General features: G+C 32.4%; 12 protein-coding genes and 4 pseudogenes. 10 read left to right on the top strand and 6 right to left on the bottom strand.

Annotated features, from left to right (window positions below):
* Window positions 1–95: 95 nt before the first annotated feature.
* The 4 genes from ACQKNR_RS17035 (at window position 96) to ACQKNR_RS17020 (ending at window position 4,513) form a co-directional block, all read left to right on the top strand.
* Window positions 96–275 carry a hypothetical protein gene (locus tag ACQKNR_RS17035; RefSeq protein ID WP_427318920.1) on the top strand — a complete coding sequence of 60 codons (180 nt, stop codon included), beginning with the start codon at window positions 96–98 and terminating at the stop codon, window positions 273–275.
* Between the two features lie 203 nt (window positions 276–478).
* The gene (locus ACQKNR_RS17030) at window positions 479–1,594 is read left to right on the top strand and encodes a GerAB/ArcD/ProY family transporter (RefSeq protein ID WP_427318918.1); all 1,116 of its coding nucleotides are present in this window, start codon (window positions 479–481) and stop codon (window positions 1,592–1,594) included.
* A gap of 102 nt (window positions 1,595–1,696) precedes the next feature.
* Window positions 1,697–3,301 carry a spore germination protein gene (locus ACQKNR_RS17025; protein WP_427318916.1) on the top strand — a complete coding sequence of 535 codons (1,605 nt, stop codon included), beginning with the start codon at window positions 1,697–1,699 and terminating at the stop codon, window positions 3,299–3,301.
* 18 nt (window positions 3,302–3,319) lie between these two features.
* Entirely contained in the window at window positions 3,320–4,513 is a 1,194-nt protein-coding gene (locus ACQKNR_RS17020; protein WP_427318914.1) for a Ger(x)C family spore germination protein, read from the top strand.
* A 449-nt stretch (window positions 4,514–4,962) separates the two neighbouring features.
* Here the strand turns inward: ACQKNR_RS17020 and ACQKNR_RS17015 are convergent, their stop codons facing one another.
* From ACQKNR_RS17015 to ACQKNR_RS16995, 5 genes and pseudogenes are all read right to left on the bottom strand, one after another.
* Entirely contained in the window at window positions 4,963–6,921 is a 1,959-nt protein-coding gene (locus ACQKNR_RS17015) for a methyl-accepting chemotaxis protein (protein WP_427319072.1), read from the bottom strand.
* A gap of 621 nt (window positions 6,922–7,542) precedes the next feature.
* A complete protein-coding gene (locus tag ACQKNR_RS17010; RefSeq protein ID WP_427318912.1) occupies window positions 7,543–7,914 on the bottom strand; it encodes an iron chaperone in 372 nt (123 codons plus the stop codon).
* A gap of 1,476 nt (window positions 7,915–9,390) precedes the next feature.
* A pseudogene (locus tag ACQKNR_RS17005) lies at window positions 9,391–9,606 on the bottom strand (DUF4183 domain-containing protein).
* A gap of 438 nt (window positions 9,607–10,044) precedes the next feature.
* Window positions 10,045–10,223, bottom strand: a pseudogene (locus ACQKNR_RS17000) (IS4 family transposase); the annotation flags it as partial.
* Window positions 10,224–10,273: 50 nt separating this feature from the next.
* Window positions 10,274–10,381 (bottom strand): annotated as a pseudogene (locus ACQKNR_RS16995) (IS6 family transposase); the annotation flags it as partial.
* Window positions 10,382–10,743: 362 nt separating this feature from the next.
* On the opposite strand from ACQKNR_RS16995, the gene ACQKNR_RS16990 reads away from it, so the two are divergent.
* The 5 genes from ACQKNR_RS16990 (at window position 10,744) to ACQKNR_RS16970 (ending at window position 16,379) form a co-directional block, all read left to right on the top strand.
* The gene (locus tag ACQKNR_RS16990) at window positions 10,744–12,696 is read left to right on the top strand and encodes a methyl-accepting chemotaxis protein (protein WP_427319070.1); all 1,953 of its coding nucleotides are present in this window, start codon (window positions 10,744–10,746) and stop codon (window positions 12,694–12,696) included.
* Window positions 12,697–13,293: 597 nt separating this feature from the next.
* Window positions 13,294–13,647: an ArsR/SmtB family transcription factor gene (locus ACQKNR_RS16985; RefSeq protein ID WP_427318910.1), complete on the top strand. Its 354-nt coding sequence runs from the start codon at window positions 13,294–13,296 to the stop codon at window positions 13,645–13,647.
* A gap of 1 nt (window position 13,648) precedes the next feature.
* Window positions 13,649–14,089, top strand: coding sequence for a DNA mismatch repair protein (locus ACQKNR_RS16980; protein ID WP_427318908.1), 441 nt, complete (start codon window positions 13,649–13,651; stop codon window positions 14,087–14,089).
* Between the two features lie 130 nt (window positions 14,090–14,219).
* The gene (locus tag ACQKNR_RS16975) at window positions 14,220–15,974 is read left to right on the top strand and encodes a SulP family inorganic anion transporter (protein ID WP_427318906.1); all 1,755 of its coding nucleotides are present in this window, start codon (window positions 14,220–14,222) and stop codon (window positions 15,972–15,974) included.
* 63 nt (window positions 15,975–16,037) lie between these two features.
* Window positions 16,038–16,379 (top strand): zinc ribbon domain-containing protein YjdM, encoded by a 342-nt coding sequence (locus tag ACQKNR_RS16970; RefSeq protein WP_427318904.1) that lies wholly within the window; start codon window positions 16,038–16,040, stop codon window positions 16,377–16,379.
* Between the two features lie 461 nt (window positions 16,380–16,840).
* Here the strand turns inward: ACQKNR_RS16970 and ACQKNR_RS16965 are convergent.
* A pseudogene (locus ACQKNR_RS16965) lies at window positions 16,841–17,170 on the bottom strand (VOC family protein); the annotation flags it as partial.
* Between the two features lie 411 nt (window positions 17,171–17,581).
* On the opposite strand from ACQKNR_RS16965, the gene ACQKNR_RS16960 reads away from it, so the two are divergent.
* Window positions 17,582–18,064 (top strand): heme-degrading domain-containing protein, encoded by a 483-nt coding sequence (locus ACQKNR_RS16960; RefSeq protein ID WP_427318902.1) that lies wholly within the window; start codon window positions 17,582–17,584, stop codon window positions 18,062–18,064.
* Window positions 18,065–18,093: the final 29 nt, after the last annotated feature.

Genomic DNA, 18,093 nt, shown 5'->3' with positions numbered 1-18,093 from the left:
TAATTATAAAAATTACTTGTGATGCCAAACTTAAAAAATGTAAAAACCATTAGTTTTTCATAAAAGTGTTATTTGAATAAAAGGAGCTGTGAAATATGAAGGATGTAAAAATCGAATATGTTGGAGAAAAAACAAAAATTCCTGTGGATGGTAAGGAAATTGCATGTGCTACTCATATGGAAAAGGCGATAGCAGAGAACTTATTGGTAAGTTTAGATCAAGCTGGGGCTATTAATCTCTCTATTGAAAATTTTAAAAAAACCTTATTAGAATAAAAAAAGGTCCTAGGAGACTAGGGCTTTTTTGAGAGAAAGGGTGCTTGATATGGATAAACTAAAACTTAATGAGATGAAGTGTATAGATAATAAATGCGGAAAAATCAGCTTACAAGAAATAAATAGCGAATATGAAAATTTTTGTCTGTATTGTGGTAACAATAAATAAAAGTGAACAGAAATTCCAAAATAGGTGATAAACGATGGTGCATATTAACAAAAATCAGTTATTTGTATTAATTATTTTATTTGAGATTGGAAGCACTACCCTATTTGCTTTAGGTATTGATACTGCAAAGCAAGATGCATGGTTAGCCATTTTGATTGCTTTTTTTGTAGGTTGTGGTTTGTTATGGATCTATACTGATATTCAAAAATATTACTTTGAACAACACTGGGGCGGTATTCTAACTGCGGTACTAGGAAGATGGATTTCAAAACCTGTTATTCTAATGTATGCCTTATATTTTATATACATAGCGTCTTTAAATTTATTTGATTTTGGTATGTCGACTGTTATTACAGTACTTCCAGGAACCCCTATACAAGTTGTACTTGCACTTATGGTAATGTTAATTATTTATATTGTTGTTTTTCTAAATATTGAAGTTTTGTCTCGCACGGCTGAAATTTTAATGCCTGTTTTTTTATTTTTTCTCATAGCGATATATATTTTAGTTATCGTTTCAGGAATTTTTGATTTTAAAAATTTATTACCGGTTTTAGAAAATAAGGTGAAAACGATTATGGGAACAGCCTTGTTTTCAATAGTTAATTTTCCATTTGGTGAGATGGTTGTATTCCTTATGTATTGGCATCATATGAATGCTAAACAAATCATTCGTAAAACATCTTTTCTTGCTTTTGGAATATCAGGTGTATTCATAATCATTTCAAATATTACTATTGTTGCTGTGTTAGGTGTTTCGGTAGCAACTATAGCAGATATTCCGTTATTTCATTTGATTCAAAAAATAAATATTGGAAATTTTATTACCAGACTAGATCCTTTAGGGATAGTAATATTATTTATTGGAGGATTTTTCAAAATGGTTCTCCATTTTTATGCAGGGCTGATATTACTACAATCGTTATTTAAGATAGCTCATAATAAGTGGATTATTGTAATAATTTGTATTTCGTTTTGGGGTTTTACATACTTTCACTTTCCAAATGTTGTTTTTCAGAGGTGGGTTGGATTGAAGGTAATGATTCCATATATTCATACAATATTCCAGATTATCATTCCATGCCTAATTTTACTTCTACTAAGAATTAAGTGTAAAAAACAAATGAATCAAAACGAACATGGGCAGTAATCATTTATTTTTAAATAAAATCATGAAAATGTGCCAAATATAAGAGTATAAAACTTAAAGTCAGATAGTCCAAGGATAAAAAATAATGGAGAGAGAATACACATGAATTTTATGAAGAAAATGTTCAAGTTGAAGTTAAAACATTCTATTGTCCAAGAATATAGCGATTTTGAAAATGTACAAAAAAAAGAGCACTTAAAAATAAATCTACAAGAGAATTTAATAAAGGTAAAAGAGACTTTCGGATATAGTACCGATCTTATAGTTAGAGAAATTAGCATTGGAAATAGAGAAAAAGTTAGAATCGGAATTTTATATATAGATGGACTGTCTGATAAAGACTCAATACATAGCTCTATAATGGAGTCTTTAATGTTAGACATAAATAATCAAAAGATGGAAGATGCGACTTCTTCAGGAAATGACATCTTAGAACTATTAGAACAATCGATTCTTACAATAGGTAACATAAAAAAGATAGAACATTTTGAGGATCTAAATACATCTCTTTTATCTGGAAATACTATACTTTTAATTGATGAATATGTTCAAGGTCTTAAAGCAAGTACAGCTGGATGGGAAAATCGTGGAGTGCAAGAACCTACTTCCCAAACTGTAATCCGAGGACCGAAAGATGGATTTTCAGAAAATTTACGTACAAATACAGCCCTTATTAGAAGAAAAATAAAAAGTCCGAACCTTTGGTTGGAAACGATAACCCTTGGCCGTGAAACACAAACTAATATAAGTATTATGTATATGAAAGGGATTGTGAATGATAAAACTGTAGAAGATGTGAAACAACGTTTGGAGTTAATTGATATTGATGGCATATTAGAAAGTGGTTATATCGAGGAACTGATCCAAGATAAAACTTATACACCTTTTCCGACCATATATAATACAGAGCGGCCCGATGTGATTGCAGCAGGTTTGTTAGAAGGACGTATTGCTATTCTTGTAGATGGAACTCCATTTGTCTTATTGGTACCAGCTATATTAATTCAATTTATACAATCAGCAGAAGATTATTATCAACGTTCTGATTTTGGTATTATCCGTATGGTACGCTTGTTAGCGTTTTTTTTAGCCCTCCTTGCACCCTCCATATATATCGCGCTCACTACTTTTCATCAAGAAATGATTCCTACCGCACTTTTAATAAGTGTAGCTGCTCAAAGGGAAGGGGTTCCTTTTCCTGCATTCATTGAAGCTTTGATAATGGAAATAACATTTGAAATTTTAAGAGAAGCTGGTGTAAGAATGCCAAGAGCGGTAGGACAAGCTGTATCCATTGTAGGGGCATTAGTCATAGGTCAAGCTGCTGTTGAAGCTGGAATTGTTTCTGCTGCTATGGTTATTGTTGTTGCAATTACTGCTATTTCTAATTTTGCCATTCCTTCTTATAATTTAGGAATTGCTATACGAATATCACGTTTCGGCTTTATTGTACTTGCTGCTGGGTTTGGATTATTTGGGATAATCTTGGGTATTTTTACTTTAATTCTTCATTTATGTAGTTTACATTCTTTTGATATACCATACATGGCACCTTTAGCACCATTCAACGTTACTGATCAGAAGGATACGATTTTTCGATTTCCTATATGGAAAATGAAAAATCGCCCTAAATTACTGAATCATAAAAATATGAAACATCAGAGTAACATAAGCCGAGACCGATTAAATAAAAAATGGAACAATTGAAAAGAAAGGGCATCTTAGATGAAAAGACAGATTATGATATTGTTCATTTTTACAGTTCTGCTTACTGGTTGTTGGAGTGGAAAAGAATTAAATGAAATTGCTATTAATTTGGCTGTAGGGATTGATAAAGTGGGAAATCAATATTTAGTTTCTTGTCAAGTTGTTAATCCTGGAGAAGTAGCTAATCTGAAAGGTGGAAGCGGAAGAACGCCAGTGGTATTGTTTCAAGAAAAAGCAAGTACTATAGCTGAGGCAATACGAAAAATCACAACGATTGCTCCCAGAAAGATATATTGGGCTCATATTCGGATGCTTATCATTGATGAAAAAGTGGCTAAAGAAGGGATTCATAAAATATTGGATCTCTTTTTAAGGAGTCACGAAATCCGTTCAGATTTTTATATTGCGATAAGTAAGAGCGTAAAAGCGGAAAATGTATTAAAAGTTTTAACGTCTCTTGATAAAATACCTGCGAATAAAATGTTTGCGTCTTTAAATGTATCTCAAAAATTTTGGGCTCCCACTGTTACTGTCACGATAGATCAATTGGTATCAAATTTAATGAGTGATGGAATTCACCCTGTAGTCACTGGAATAACGATAAAAGGTGACGTGACATCGGGTGAAAAAATAAAAAATATACAACAAATTAAACCGAGTACTAGTATACAATATTCCGAAAGTGGGGTTTTTAAAAAGGATAAGTTAATTGGGTGGTTAAACAAAAATCAAAGTAAAGGTTATAATTATATTATGAATCGCGTAGAAAATACGATTGCTCCTATACCATGCTCGGCAAAAGAAGATGTTGTCATTGAGGTTATAAAAAATAACACAAAAGTAAAGGAAATAGTAAAAAATAAAAAGCATATGATTGAAATTGAGTTATATCTAAAAGGTAATATTATAGAAGTACAATGTAAAAATCTTGATTTAACGAATCCAAAAACTATTCATCAATTAGAAAGAGTAGGTGAAAAAAGAGTAGCACAAGTCATAAAAGAAGCATTAAAAGCCGCACAAAAGAAATATGAAGTCGATATATTTGGATTTGGGGAAGTCATCCATCGTGAAAATTCTCAATATTGGAATGAAATCAAGAGTTCCTGGGATCAAAAATTTGTGAACTTGCCAGTAAGTATAAAGGCACACGTTCAACTTAAGCATACGGGAAACTATAAAAATTCTTTTTTAAAAGAATTCAAAAAATAACGACTTATATTCGGATAAATCTAGTCTTTGTAGTTTTATTTTAATCAAACTTAATTTTAAAACTGCATTATGAAGAAATAAATAAAGAATTTTTATAAAAAACCTCTCCACGGTGAACCGTTATAGCTCTATAATAAAGATTGATAAAATCACCTCGTGAGATATCGTTCTCTTAAGAGGTGATTTTTTTTCTAAGAGTAAATTCTATAAAGCAGAGAGTGAAGAGTATAATAAATAATTTTGTTTTATTGTTTTAATTATATGTGGTTTTAGAATAAAGTTGGATTGAAATCCTATATTAAAATAAAAACAGACCACTATTCGATTTAAAAGTTCCTCGATATAATGGTGAGAGTTTATGCCTGAATGAATATTTATATAAGAAGTGAGGTATTGTATGAAAAATAGAACCACTGACATTATTTTTATTATTATTGGTGCATTTCTTTTTACATTTTAAACTTTTCAATCAACGTTTGTAGCTCTTCAGCCATTTGTGATAATGTAGCGGCTGCGGTACTAATTTCTTTCATAGAAGCTAATTGTTCTTCGGCTGATGCCGAAATGTTTTGTGTACTCATCGCATTACTCTGCGCTGTTATTGCAATTTGATCAGTTGATTTAGAAACGTCATTTATTCCTTTAGACATTTCGTTTACATTTTGTACCATCATTTTAATTTGTTCTGCTATTTCATTTGTAGAGTGTGATATTTCCGCAAAATTTTGTTTTGTGTCATTGGCTATGATAATACCTGATTGTACTTCTTCATTCACATTCCCCATGGCTTTCACAGTCTTATTCATATCGACCTGTATTTCATTTATTAATTTTCCTATCTCACTTGCTGATACAGTAGATTGTTCTGCTAATTTTCGTACTTCATCAGCAACGATTGCAAATCCTCTTCCATGTTCACCGGCCCTTGCGGCCTCGATTGCTGCATTTAAAGCTAGAAGGTTCGTCTGATCAGCAATATTTTGAATAACCTCTAGAATATCATTAATTTGTTTTGACTTATCATTCAGTAATTGAATAACAGCATCTGATTGCAAGACAGATGTTGCAATCGACTGCATTTGATTGACTGTTTTTTCTACAAATTTCCCACCATCCTCAGCTTTTTTGCGAGTATATGAAGAGGCATTGTTAATGGAAGAAAAACAATTTTCTACATGCAGAATTTCCTCTGTCATATGATCAAGTAACATAGCTCCATTTTCAACATCCGTGATTTGTGCAGTTGCTCCACTTGATACTTGTTCCATTGCCATTGTAATTTGTTCTGTTGCCTCATTTGCTTGCCTCACATTTGCTATCAACTCTTCAGCTGCAGCTGCAACATGACCTGCCGAAGTATTAACCCTACCAATTAACGTTCGTAACGAATCTGTCATCTCATTAAAAGCTTTTCCAAGCAGGCCTATTTCATCATTGGAATAGATTTCAATTGTTTTCGTTAAGTCTCCTTCACTTATTTTTTGAGAAGAGGCAACTAGCCTTTTTAAAGGTTTTGTAATAGAAAGTGTTACAAAATAAATAAGCGATCCTCCTGCAACTAATGAAATAAACATAACAATTAACGTATTATAAAATACAGGTCGGGTAGCCTCAACAATCTCATTTGAGTACATTGTCCCAGCAATTTTCCAACCTGTTTTTAAATTTGTAGTAAATACTGTTTTCTTTTCACCATCTTCATCTCCAGAAGAGTAGGAGAAAGTACCGTGTTCATCTTTATAAATTTTATTCGTCCAAGCATCAGCTGCTTTATCACCTGGTTTTTCTCGCAGATGAGCAATTATTTTCTGTTTACTATCTAAAATGATAGCGAATCCTTTTTTTCCGATATTGACTAACTTTGTTGTTTTTAATAAGTGATCCAAGCTTAAACTTAGAGCTACCACACCATTTTTGTCTTCTGTTTGCTTGGCAATTGTTACTACAATATCTTCATATCCTTGTGCCTTATACGGTTCCGTAATAATGATTCCACCTTGTTTATTCACTGCATCTTTAAACCAAGAACGTGCCGTTGGATCATAATCGGCTGCCATTTGTCTATTAGGTTCCGCCACAAATTTCTTATTGTTTCCTGCAACATATACTCGTTCAACATCTTCATGTGTGATGATATATTGAGATAATACTTTCCTTAATGCATCTTGATTTTCACCTTGATACATATCACCATCAATTAATCGTGCAAGGTTATTCAAATCATTAAATTTTGCCTCAACCATTTGGGTAATTAGATGATCTAAAACTTCAATATTATCATAGGCATTACCCATAATTTGTTCTTCCAAATTCTTTTTAGTGGTTTGATAAGTCATGCCACCAATGGTAGAGACAGCCACAATTAATATCAAAAAAAATGAAACTAATAACTTGTTAACAACTTTCATATTCCTAAAAATATGTAATACTTTACTCACGAAATTCCTCCTTAAAACTTAATATACGGAATGAATAATGATGAGAATGTAATGACATTTCTTTTTTGATATATTATTTGTTTATACTTTAAATAATAATAAACAAATACAAAAGTGTGAATATTAAGTCGTATAACTAACTATAGTTATAAAAATATTTCTGCTTTTAAAGCGTTAGGTGTAACGATTTAAATAAGCTTTGTTGTAAACATAATCTAAGTTAATTGATGAAGTATAGAGGGATACAAATCTTTGCAAATAAAGATAATTCTTGTGCTTGGTACATATTTATAAAAGCACGTCACTCGTTCTCATTAACATAAGAGAATAGCAACGTGCTTTTGCTCCAATAATAGTCTAGTTGCTTAGGCTGATTGATGGATGTGTGTTGGTACCACATCGTTATCAAGCTAAGCTCACACAACTGCAATTAGTATAGAAATTGTTTCTTTTTCTAAAGGTTATGTGTAAGAAATTTAGAGTACTCCGTAAAATTACTCTATACGTATTAAAATAAACGCAAATCCGAATAAGGGCACTTAAAAAAGTAAACCTATTCGTGGACAGTTGCCCTTAAATAATTCAATTTTTTTATTTTCGCCAAAAAGTTAAGCAGTTTGCCTTATCTAAAATATTAAACTGGATCATTTTCTCAAGTAATGAGAAATCAACGGGACTATCCCACGGAATATATACTAAATGCTTGTTGTGATTATAGCCAGCTTGCACAATTTCCATAGAAAACTGCTTAACACATGCTCTTTCAGGGGTAACAGTCAAATGATGTTTGGTTACACTAAAACCAATAATAAATGTGCCCTGATTGGTAAACATAGGCTGATTCCATGAAATCTTTGGTATTAAATTTGGAAACTTCTTAGCTACCCAAACCAGAACCACTTTCGTTTGATCCCGATGCTCAGGGTTATCAATACGGGCTAAATATTCTGCAAAAATTTTCATGACAGTCTCTCCTAAAATAAATAATTATTTTTAAACGATGAAATTTTCCATGCCAATGCGCCATGACATCAATTGCACCATTTGAACCCCCATTCTTATCTTTGAAATAATACTTAGACACTGCAAAAATCTTCTTTTGTTCAACCATAAATTTGTATACACAATCGCACTGTAACATAACCGTATTGTGCATATAATGAAATTATTTAATTGCACCCAAAGGATACGACAACTTACTTATTGATTTAAGTAACAATCGGTATGACAACGTTCCCACCTTAAAGCTAATAAATAGTAATAATCTTGAGACAAGTATAATCAGCATTAAAGTTAATGTAGAATACAGATAAAAATACCCTGAATACTTTTTCCATAATCTCAGTATTTATCCCAACTGTATATACCCTTTACTTGAAAATTATTTCTATTTGGTTTCAGAGCAAGCATCATAAAGAACTGCTCTAACACCAATAAGTATTAAATCATCAAAGTAAAGTACAGAGGTAATGCTACCATTTTGTTTTGCGGTTTGAATTGAAAATTCACAACCAATTAATGAAAAGAATTTTTCATGAAAAACACCTCCTATTTTCTATAAAAAATGAAAGTATATAGAATTAAAAATATTAATTTAGCTCTATATATGGATATTATCATTTTAAAACGAAAAAAAGTAGTCTTTTTTTTCGGAAAAATCTTGTTATAATTAAATTACAAAGATTTTATATTTTACTATATGTATAATTAATGAGGGAAATACTAAATATACTACGTGAGGTTTCCGTGTAAGAATTTCAAGACACATGAAATGAATCTCGATACTGTTATTCAAAGCCACACTCCCTTTCATATATTTATTCAAAAGAGTTTATAATAGATAGTATCTTACTATAGCAAGCTTAATTCCAAAAATAAATATTGATGCCACAACAAAAAGAACCCTATCACGTTGAACTGTACCCCGAATCATGGAAACTTAAAAAGGCCCCATAATTCGGGGTTTTTGTGTATTTTTATAAGAAAATCTCGTTATAATGAAACCAGCGATAGAAATGAGGTACGGGAAACGAGTAAAATTATTTTTAATGAAATTCAAATGAACTAACTAGAGAAAAATAAAAATGTATTAAAAGTGTCTGAACGTTCGTTTAGCCATTATCCAGATTTCAAAGTAAGAACTGTAAAAGAAAATCAACAAGGAAAAGGCCCTAGCCAAATTTTTTTAGAGAATGGGTTTGACTTAGCTGTGATTGGTGCGGATAGTAATATAACAAAATCCTTGTTTGAATAACCAATTAAAAGAGCACACCTATAAGCGTGCTCTTAGAAAGGTAAGAATCCTATGAGTGGAGGATCTCTATACAATAACATATGATTGTCTCATTTAAACGTGTATAAAAATCAATAAAAACGCTATTTTAGTAGAAAGGATAGATTTCTTGATTAAGAAACCTGTCCAAAAGTAAAAGATACAGATTAAGTTATTATAAATTCAACAGTAACTGGGATTGCAGGATCAAATGCATTGCCACCTGGAATTGTGATTGCTCCAGTTGGGTCAGTAGTAACACTTGAGTCTCCGCCTGGTTAAAGTACACCGTTTAGGTAGAAATTATAATACACGAATGCTGTAGCAGCAATTGCAAAAGCAGCACCTGTATCTAGCGTGGAAGTAAATCTTCTAGAAGTTATAGTTTTTTAGAAAATTTATCCTACACTATATTCTATGAAGTTCTTAAATATTAGAAGCGGCTTATGAACTGATACATAAGCGTAAATATTAATATAGGTAGACATATTGTTGTTAAAAAAGGGTGATTATGTACTAAAATGAAATTTGAATTGTCAACGGGGATTGACAATTCAAATATAAACACATATTTATTTATGTTAACGTAAATATTTAGCGAATTAATTGCTAAGAAACCAAAAGTGATTTTACTTAGTATAAAGAGAAAAAAGAGCAGCTAGTAAAAACTAACTGCTCCGAGAATAGAAATGGGATTGTCTACATTAATAACGGAATATTGAGTTTTATCCCGCTATTTGCGGGCAGTAAAACTCCCACCTCAAAATTCGGCTGGAGCAAAGAAGTTAGGTGGGGATAGGAAAATAATTGATATTTGTGTGATTTGTAATGTGAAAATTAATTGCATGAAGTCGTTTACTACGTTCTTTATAGGTAATTTTTTTTTATGTTCTTTAGATGCTAAATCTTTTTGTCTACGTTTCATTTGCGTTTCAGTTAATTTATACAGAATTAGTCTTGCAGGAAGTTTTTGATACATCCCAATATAAAAAGATGCAAGACAAGATTCTTTCAATCATCACTACATAAGCGTCGGATATTTCACATGTTTTTCAACTGTTCAATTGCTATGGGATAATCCGGATTTTTATCGACTGTTATAACACGAGGCTTTGAAAAATAAAAAGATCGCAAAGTTTTCTTGAAAAAGCGCTTTGCATTCTGGAATTAGCCCCGTCAAGTAAACAATTTAAAAATAGAATAGGCGGTCATCGAGGCTTGATATTCAATCGGAGCCTGAGAGCGGAGTCATTTTTGGAATCGTTACATCCAATTTTCAGAATGTACTAATAATTTTATAAATTTACAAATTCTTAATAATTAGTAACTAAACATTTACACTTTTTTAATTTTTGCTTAATATTTGTTTATTATTATCATTTGGAATGTAAACAAAAGCAAACGAATAAAATATCAAAAAGGAAACTTTGTTGCATTTTTATTATTTATTATTGTTAATATTAGGTTTTATTGTTTTAAGGAGGAGTTTTGTGAGTAAAGTATTACATTTTTTAGGGGATATGAAAGTTGTTAACAAGTTATTAATTTCATTTTTTGTAATTTTAATTGCGGCCGTCTCTATTATTGGGGGAATGTCCTATCAAACGGCTAAAAAGAATTTTGAATCACAAATTATGAGGAGTGCTCATGATAATGTTAAAATATTAGATCACTTAATCACCCAAATGATTGAGACAAAATTCAATGATCTGGATAATCTTGCACGAGTGATTCATGGTGATATGTATCAAGGAGATACTCAAGATGCATTAAGGAAAATATTATCTTTATATAGTAATTTCAATAAAGATGTGGAACGAGTATATGTTGCAGGAAACAATAAGAAATTTGTGGCGGAACCCAATATACAAATGGCAGCAGATTATGATCCAACCACACGTCCTTGGTATAAAGATGCAGTGAGTAAGCAAGGTGGAATCGTTATCACGGAGCCATATAAGGTACCAGGACATGGGCATATTGTGGTAACGATCGCAAAGCAAACAGAAGATAAAAATGGTGTGGTAGCTTTAAGTTTAAGCTTGGAGCATTTATTAAAAACAACAAAGTTAATCAATATCGGTAATAAAGGATATGCTATCATTTTAGACGATAAGCAGAAAATTGTTGCTCATCCGCGAGAAAAACCAGGTGATAAAGCAGCTGATGCTTGGGCGAAGAAAATTTATGAAGATAACCATGGTACTTTTTCCTACTCTTATGGCGGTAGTGAGAAGAGAATGGAATATGTTACAAATTTAAAAACGGGTTGGAAAATTGCTGGGACAATGTACTCAAATGAGATTGTTGAGGCTGCACGACCTGTATTTTATAATACGTTAATTGTTATGTTTATTTCATTAGTTGTAGGAGGAGCACTTATTTATTTTGTGACGTTTTTAATTACGAAACCTTTAAAGAGGTTAGTTGTAACTTCTCAAGAAATAAGTGAAGGGGACTTAACGAAAATAATTGAAATCCATTCCAATGATGAAATTGGTCAGCTTGCTAAAGGGTTTAATGAAATGACGTATTCATTACGTACATTAATTGGAAGAATTAACACTTCAGCAGGACATGTTACAGCTTCATCTGAAGAGTTGACGGCAAGTGTGAGGCAAGCGAATGAGGCAACAGAACAAATTACAATGGCGATGGAGCAAGTATCAAGTGGAGTAACTACACAAACCGCGAACTTTGAGAATGGAGCAATGTTACTTCACAATGTGACAGAGGGAATTCAACAGGTAGCAAATAGCTTTTCTTCCATTAGAAATGCCTCTGCATATACTCGCGAAAAGGCTGAGGATGGCGGGGAATTTGTAGAAAAAACAGTGAAGCAAATGCAGTCGATTGCAACATCTGTCTTGCAATCAGATGCTGTTATTCAATTACTGAATGATAAATCGAAACAAATTGGTGATATTTTAAAGGTTATTCAAAATATTGCTGATCAAACAAACCTCCTTGCTTTAAATGCAGCAATTGAAGCAGCGCGGGCAGGTGAGCATGGGAGAGGATTTGCTATTGTAGCTGATGAAGTGCGGAAATTAGCGGAACAATCTCGTGTATCATCAAGTGAGATAGGTAAATTAATAGATGAAATACAGACTGATATGAATAAGACTGTGAAGGCTATGGGGAATGTGAATGAAGAAGTACAATCAGGTATTATCATAGCGAATGATACAAAGCAGAATTTTGCGGAAATATTGCATTCTACAAATGAAATAGCAGAACAAATTAAAATGATGGTACAAACTGTAAACGGAATATCTAAAGGAGCAAATGGTCTTTCTATATCCGTTAGTGAATTTGTAATAACAACGCAGAGTAACGCGATGAGCACACGAAATGCTGCGGCATCAGCTGAAGAACAATTAGCTTCTATGGAAGAGATTAGTTCAGCTGCCAGTACATTATCACAAATGGCTGAAGAGCTACAAATGTTAATTGAAAAGTTTAAAATGTAAAAAAGAGGTGACTGTCTTAACGATAGCTTAATTGTTATAGGATACAGATTTATAATATAAAAGCCATTGATATCTATTCATGATATCAATGGCTTTTTGTGTAGCTTTTATAAAAGTAAGACATAAATAAATGATTAGCTAATTCTTAATAGGGTAGCAACACATGGCTATCAACCTAACAATAGAAACTACCCCGTAATGAAAAATTTTTACATTTTTCTCGTTTTGGGGCTACTTCAAAATATTAGCTTGATGGGTATGTAGCGGTAGCCCGTAATGTAATAGATTGAAAATTTCAAGACATGTAACATTGGAAATATTATTCTATATTAAATGAAATATCGTTTTTTATGAATTGTGTGCTTTAATTTCGCATGCAAATATTCAATACTAATGTAACTGATATTAAGGTATAAGCGAAATACGTGTACAAACGGGGCGTAGTATTACAATATGTACCTAAAAATAATTTACCTATATGGGTTCAAATGTTTTTATTGAAAATTGTAAGTACTAGAAGTATCATATACATATTCAAACATTTGAAGATGTATATGATGTTTCTGGGTTTTTAATTAAAAATAAGTAGGTGTTTTAATGGGAAATGAAATGCAACAATTTAAAGCAGATTTCTTTAAAGCCTTAGCACATCCTTTGCGAATAGGTATCTTAGAATTATTGTCAGAAGGTGAAAAAAGCGTAAACGAAATTCAAGCTATTCTAAATAAGGAAGGCTCAGCTGTTTCTCAGCAATTAAGTGTACTACGTTCAAAAAATATTGTTGTTGGTACCAAAGATGGAAAAAGAGTTTTATATTCTTTACGAGATCCTATAATTATGGATTTATTGGTAGTTGCACGGAAAATTTTTAACAACCATTTAATCGATACAATTTCAATGTTAGAAGAACTAGATGAAACAGAACTTGAAACGATAGGTAAGGAGGGTTAGGTTGAGCATTGAAATTAAGAAAGAAGATATCATTCAACATGGTATGGAAATATTTCGCTCAATAGGTGCTTATCACGTTTGTAATGTTTGTATTAAAAGTGGGAATTCTTGTTGTTTTTCATGCCAGCATTTACAGGATGGAGTTGGATGTCAAAAGAGAAATACAGCTTGTACAGCTTGGTTATGCGGGATTCAAAGTTTTTTATTTGACCAAATAGGATTATTGGACGATTGGAATCGTTTTTGGAATGAAATCCCAGGGAAAATGTTTCGTAGAGATAATACCCCGGATAACGTAAGGATTAAAGCGTTTATAGAAATGAAAAAGCTAGATAGTCGAGATGGATTACTTCTAGCAGAAAGGTTAAAATCCTACGTACAAGAAGGTGGAGATATAGGTAAATTAGAACGTCATTTAAGCAAAACGTATAACCAATATTAAGCCTCTTGTAAAGAGATAAAAAGCGTAAGGATAAGAGCATGAGAAATGCATTTGTAATTCAAAATCATCAAAAGATAATATTCTTTAAGAAGAAATAAGATTTATTAAAAATAGAAAAGAAGGGTTTGTAATGAGAGGTTTATTTACGGGAAGGTTTGAAGGATATTCATTGGGACATTTTCAAAAGGATCTTCTGTCAGGAATGATTGTCGGAGTTGTTGCGATACCACTTGCTATGTCCTTTGCTATCGCTTCTGGTGTTAAGCCGGAGTATGGAATTTATACAACATGTATTGCCGGGATACTCATTTCACTATTTGGTGGTTCGAAGTATCAAATTGGCGGGCCTACAGGTGCTTTTGTCCCAATTCTTTTAGGGATTGTAATTACCTATGGGTATGAAGATTTACTACTTGCTGGTTTGTTAGCCGGAATTATCCTATGTCTTATGGGGATTTTTAAACTAGGATCTTTAATTAAATTTATCCCGCGCCCCGTAACAATTGGCTTCACATCAGGTATTGCTGTCATTATCTTTACGGGACAAATTGCTAGTTTTTTAGGGCTAACAGGTATAAAAAAGCATGAGGAATTTATAGCAAACCTGCAGGAAATCTTCACTCATATGGGTACTACCAATTTTTACAGTGTTATAACTGCTTTGATTTGCTTTTTAGTTATTCTCATAACACCGAAGATTTTACCGAAAGTACCTGCTTCATTAGTAGGTGTTATTATTTCAACTATAATTGCAACGGTATTTTTCTCAGGTCATGTACCTACGATCGGTACAGCATATGGTACGATTCCAAATACACTTCCTCAGTTTGATATACCAGCAATTACACTAGAGCGTATACAACAGCTAATTGGTCCGGCATTTGTTATTGCAATGCTCGGTGGAATTGAATCTCTTTTATCCGCTGTCGTGGCAGATGGTATGACAAATAGTAAACACAACAGTAACAAAGAACTTATCGGTCAAGGAATTGCTAATATAGTTACACCATTCTTTGGAGGAATTCCAGCAACTGGAGCGATTGCTCGCACAGCAACAAATATTAAGAGTGGAGCTGTATCTCCGATATCGGGTGTTATTCATGGGATATTTGTGTTATTCACGCTTCTACTGTTAGCTCCATATGCTTCACATATTCCACTTGCTAGTATGGCTCCTGTTTTAATGGTAGTAGCTTGGAATATGAGTGAACAAAAACATTTTGCTCACATCCTTAAAATGAAGACAGGAGATTCTCTTGTATTACTTGTAACATTTTTATTCACTGTATTTACTAGTTTGACAACAGCTGTGGAAATCGGTCTTATTTTAGCTGTGATTTTGTTTACAAAACGTATGAGTAATATGCTTGTCATATCTAAAGTGCTTCCTGATCATACAAAAAAGAATGAAAAATTGTTACCGCATGTGGTAAATAAAGCTCACGATTGCCCACAAATTAGTATTTACACAATTGAAGGGCCATTATTTTTTGGGGCTGCTCAAACATTTGAACAAAACATTTTAGCAACCATTCATTATAAACCTAAAGTTTTAATTTTACGTATGGGAAAAGTTCCTTTTATTGATACAACAGGAGAGTCCTATTTTAGGAATATTGTCCAGCATTTTAAAAAGCAGGGTGGCATACTTCTTGTTTCGGGAATTCAATCGGAGTTGAAAAATAATCTGGATAAAAATGGATTGTACACTGAGATTGGGGAAAAGAACTTTTTTGATCACACAGGGGATGCGATTAACCACGCTCTAGAGCACTTAGAGAAGAAAAAATGTGTAGGGTGTAAACATTTTGCTTTTCACGAATGTACGCAACTTTCTCAACAATTTCAAGAAGTAAATAATAAAGAAAAAGTATTAGAGTTTTAAAGAAAATAAAAAAATAATGCTTATCTATTCAAATGAATGATAACAAGCGGAGGAAATAAAAATATGTCTAATTTACCAAATTGTCCAAAATGTAATTCAGAATACACTTACGAAGATGGGAATCTTTTTGTTTGTCCAGAATGTGCTCATGAGTGGTCTTTAGAATTAGAAACTGAAAATAGTGAAGATACAAAGGTAATTAAAGATGCAAATGGAAATATTTTAAACGATGGTGATTCTGTAACAGTAATTAAAGATCTTAAAGTAAAAGGAACTTCATCAGTCGTAAAAATAGGTACAAAAGTAAAAAATATCCGATTAGTTGATGGAGACCATGATATTGATTGTAAAATTGATGGTTTTGGAGCTATGAAATTAAAATCTGAATTTGTTAAAAAGGTATAAATGCAATTTCATTACATCAGAATTAGTTTGATTTAATTGTTTAAAATCAATGAATATACAATATTTTCTCGGCTGTACCCTATGCCCATCAACTTAAGGGTTCAGAATTATCCCGAAATGAAAAAATGAACTTTTTTATTATAATTTAGCAGGAAATTTCGTTGTGGGGGTATTATAAAATTTTAGCGTGATAGCGATGGGGTGCTACTCAATATTTGAAATGGTCATCGGGCTATTCTTTCGATGTTATGATGAAAGAGACGGCAAAGGAATAGGTACCAATCAGACCCCGATGTTAATTTTCGCGATTAGCCATAAAAAATGCACCTCCAATTGTTAGACTGTGTCTAACAATTGGGGTGCACTTTACATAAGGTGGCTTTTTTGGTATTCACATGAGTAAAATATAGTATCTTTTTGCAAGGCCATTGTCGCACTGCAAAAAATGCAAACACCTTGATTTATATGAATTCGTCACGTCTAAATGAATCTTTTGAAGCAATGAGCTCTAAATTAGTACCATCTGGATCACGGAAGTAGGCAAGTCCTGTATCAAATCCTGATTTCTAGTCATCTTCTTTCTTGAAAACAATCGGCTCGCCACCTGGTTCTACCCCAATTGCTTTTAGGCGTTTCACAGCGGTATCAATATTTTCTATTTCAAAACAAAGATGCATCGCACTAATTTGATCATTTGAGTAAGATGCTTTATCTGATTTAGGGACAATATATTCTAAAATATCGATGTTCAAAGTATCTAAGTGAAGGTTTGCATACTTAATACGAGTATCATAAGAGTGTTTTTCGACTAGAAAAGAATCTAATACCGAATAGATTCTTTTTATTTTTGTTTAATTTGATAAAAGACTTCTTTGATGAATTTGGATTGTAGCCATTTTGAAAAAAGTTTACTAATAAAAATATTATTGTTTAGTACATACATTTTTAATATGTTAAATATATTTCATATGAGCCTATGTAAGAGGGGGATAAGTAGGAGAGTACTTTCAAGTACGTATTTTTTATTGTGTTGAATATAATTCATAATAGCACCTGTAAGAAGAAAACGAGCTTTACGGTACTAGTTACTAACTATGTTCCAGCGGTTTATTTAGACTCAGAATTATTGAAGGGTTGTACTATAGAGCCCGATAATTTTAAAAATGCCACTGTGGCATAAAACGATTAGGGAGGTTAAAGATATGAGTACTTTAAATATGAATGAAATAAGAAAACAAATTTTAATAGAGGAGGAAACACTTCAATTTTCCTCTTTTACAAATGAAGATGCCTTGCAATTAGGTTTATTTATCGTTGAAACAGCAAAGCGAGAGGGAAAATTGATTGCTGTTGATATAGCAAAAAATGGTGTGCAATTATTTCATTTCAAGATGACAGGGACAACTGAGGAAAATACCAAATGGATTGAGCGTAAAAAACGGGTCGTTTCTCTACATAATCATAGCTCGTATTATATGCAGATAGAAAGTGAAATAAATGGAATCCCATATCATGAAAAATACCGTTTAGATGCCTCGGAATACGCTGCGTTTGGTGGATCATTTCCCATCCAAATAAAAAACGTAGGGGTTATTGGAATGATAACAGTCTCGGGATTACCACCAGAAGAAGATCATGAATTGGTTATAAGAGCAGTTAAAAATCATTTAAACCAAAAGTTGTAGTTAGTGAATAGATAATCAATTTTAGGGGG

The organism is Bacillus sp. NPDC094077, assembly GCF_050279465.1.
Classification (GTDB): domain Bacteria; phylum Bacillota; class Bacilli; order Bacillales; family Bacillaceae_G; genus Bacillus_A.
This window is presented reverse-complemented; position numbering and strand designations above follow the sequence as displayed.

Excerpts from the sequence above, each read along its gene's own strand:
- ACQKNR_RS17035 (WP_427318920.1), top strand. The coding sequence starts at position 96 with ATGAAGGATGTAAAAATCGAATATGTTGGAGAAAAAACAAAAATTCCT.
- ACQKNR_RS17030 (WP_427318918.1), top strand. The coding sequence starts at position 479 with ATGGTGCATATTAACAAAAATCAGTTATTTGTATTAATTATTTTATTT.
- ACQKNR_RS17025 (WP_427318916.1), top strand. The coding sequence starts at position 1,697 with ATGAATTTTATGAAGAAAATGTTCAAGTTGAAGTTAAAACATTCTATT.
- ACQKNR_RS17020 (WP_427318914.1), top strand. The coding sequence starts at position 3,320 with ATGAAAAGACAGATTATGATATTGTTCATTTTTACAGTTCTGCTTACT.
- ACQKNR_RS17015 (WP_427319072.1), bottom strand. The coding sequence starts at position 6,921 with ATGAAAGTTGTTAACAAGTTATTAGTTTCATTTTTTTTGATATTAATT.
- ACQKNR_RS17010 (WP_427318912.1), bottom strand. The coding sequence starts at position 7,914 with ATGAAAATTTTTGCAGAATATTTAGCCCGTATTGATAACCCTGAGCAT.
- ACQKNR_RS16990 (WP_427319070.1), top strand. The coding sequence starts at position 10,744 with ATGAAAGTTGTTAACAAGTTATTAATTTCATTTTTTGTAATTTTAATT.
- ACQKNR_RS16985 (WP_427318910.1), top strand. The coding sequence starts at position 13,294 with ATGGGAAATGAAATGCAACAATTTAAAGCAGATTTCTTTAAAGCCTTA.
- ACQKNR_RS16975 (WP_427318906.1), top strand. The coding sequence starts at position 14,220 with ATGAGAGGTTTATTTACGGGAAGGTTTGAAGGATATTCATTGGGACAT.
- ACQKNR_RS16970 (WP_427318904.1), top strand. The coding sequence starts at position 16,038 with ATGTCTAATTTACCAAATTGTCCAAAATGTAATTCAGAATACACTTAC.
- ACQKNR_RS16960 (WP_427318902.1), top strand. The coding sequence starts at position 17,582 with ATGAGTACTTTAAATATGAATGAAATAAGAAAACAAATTTTAATAGAG.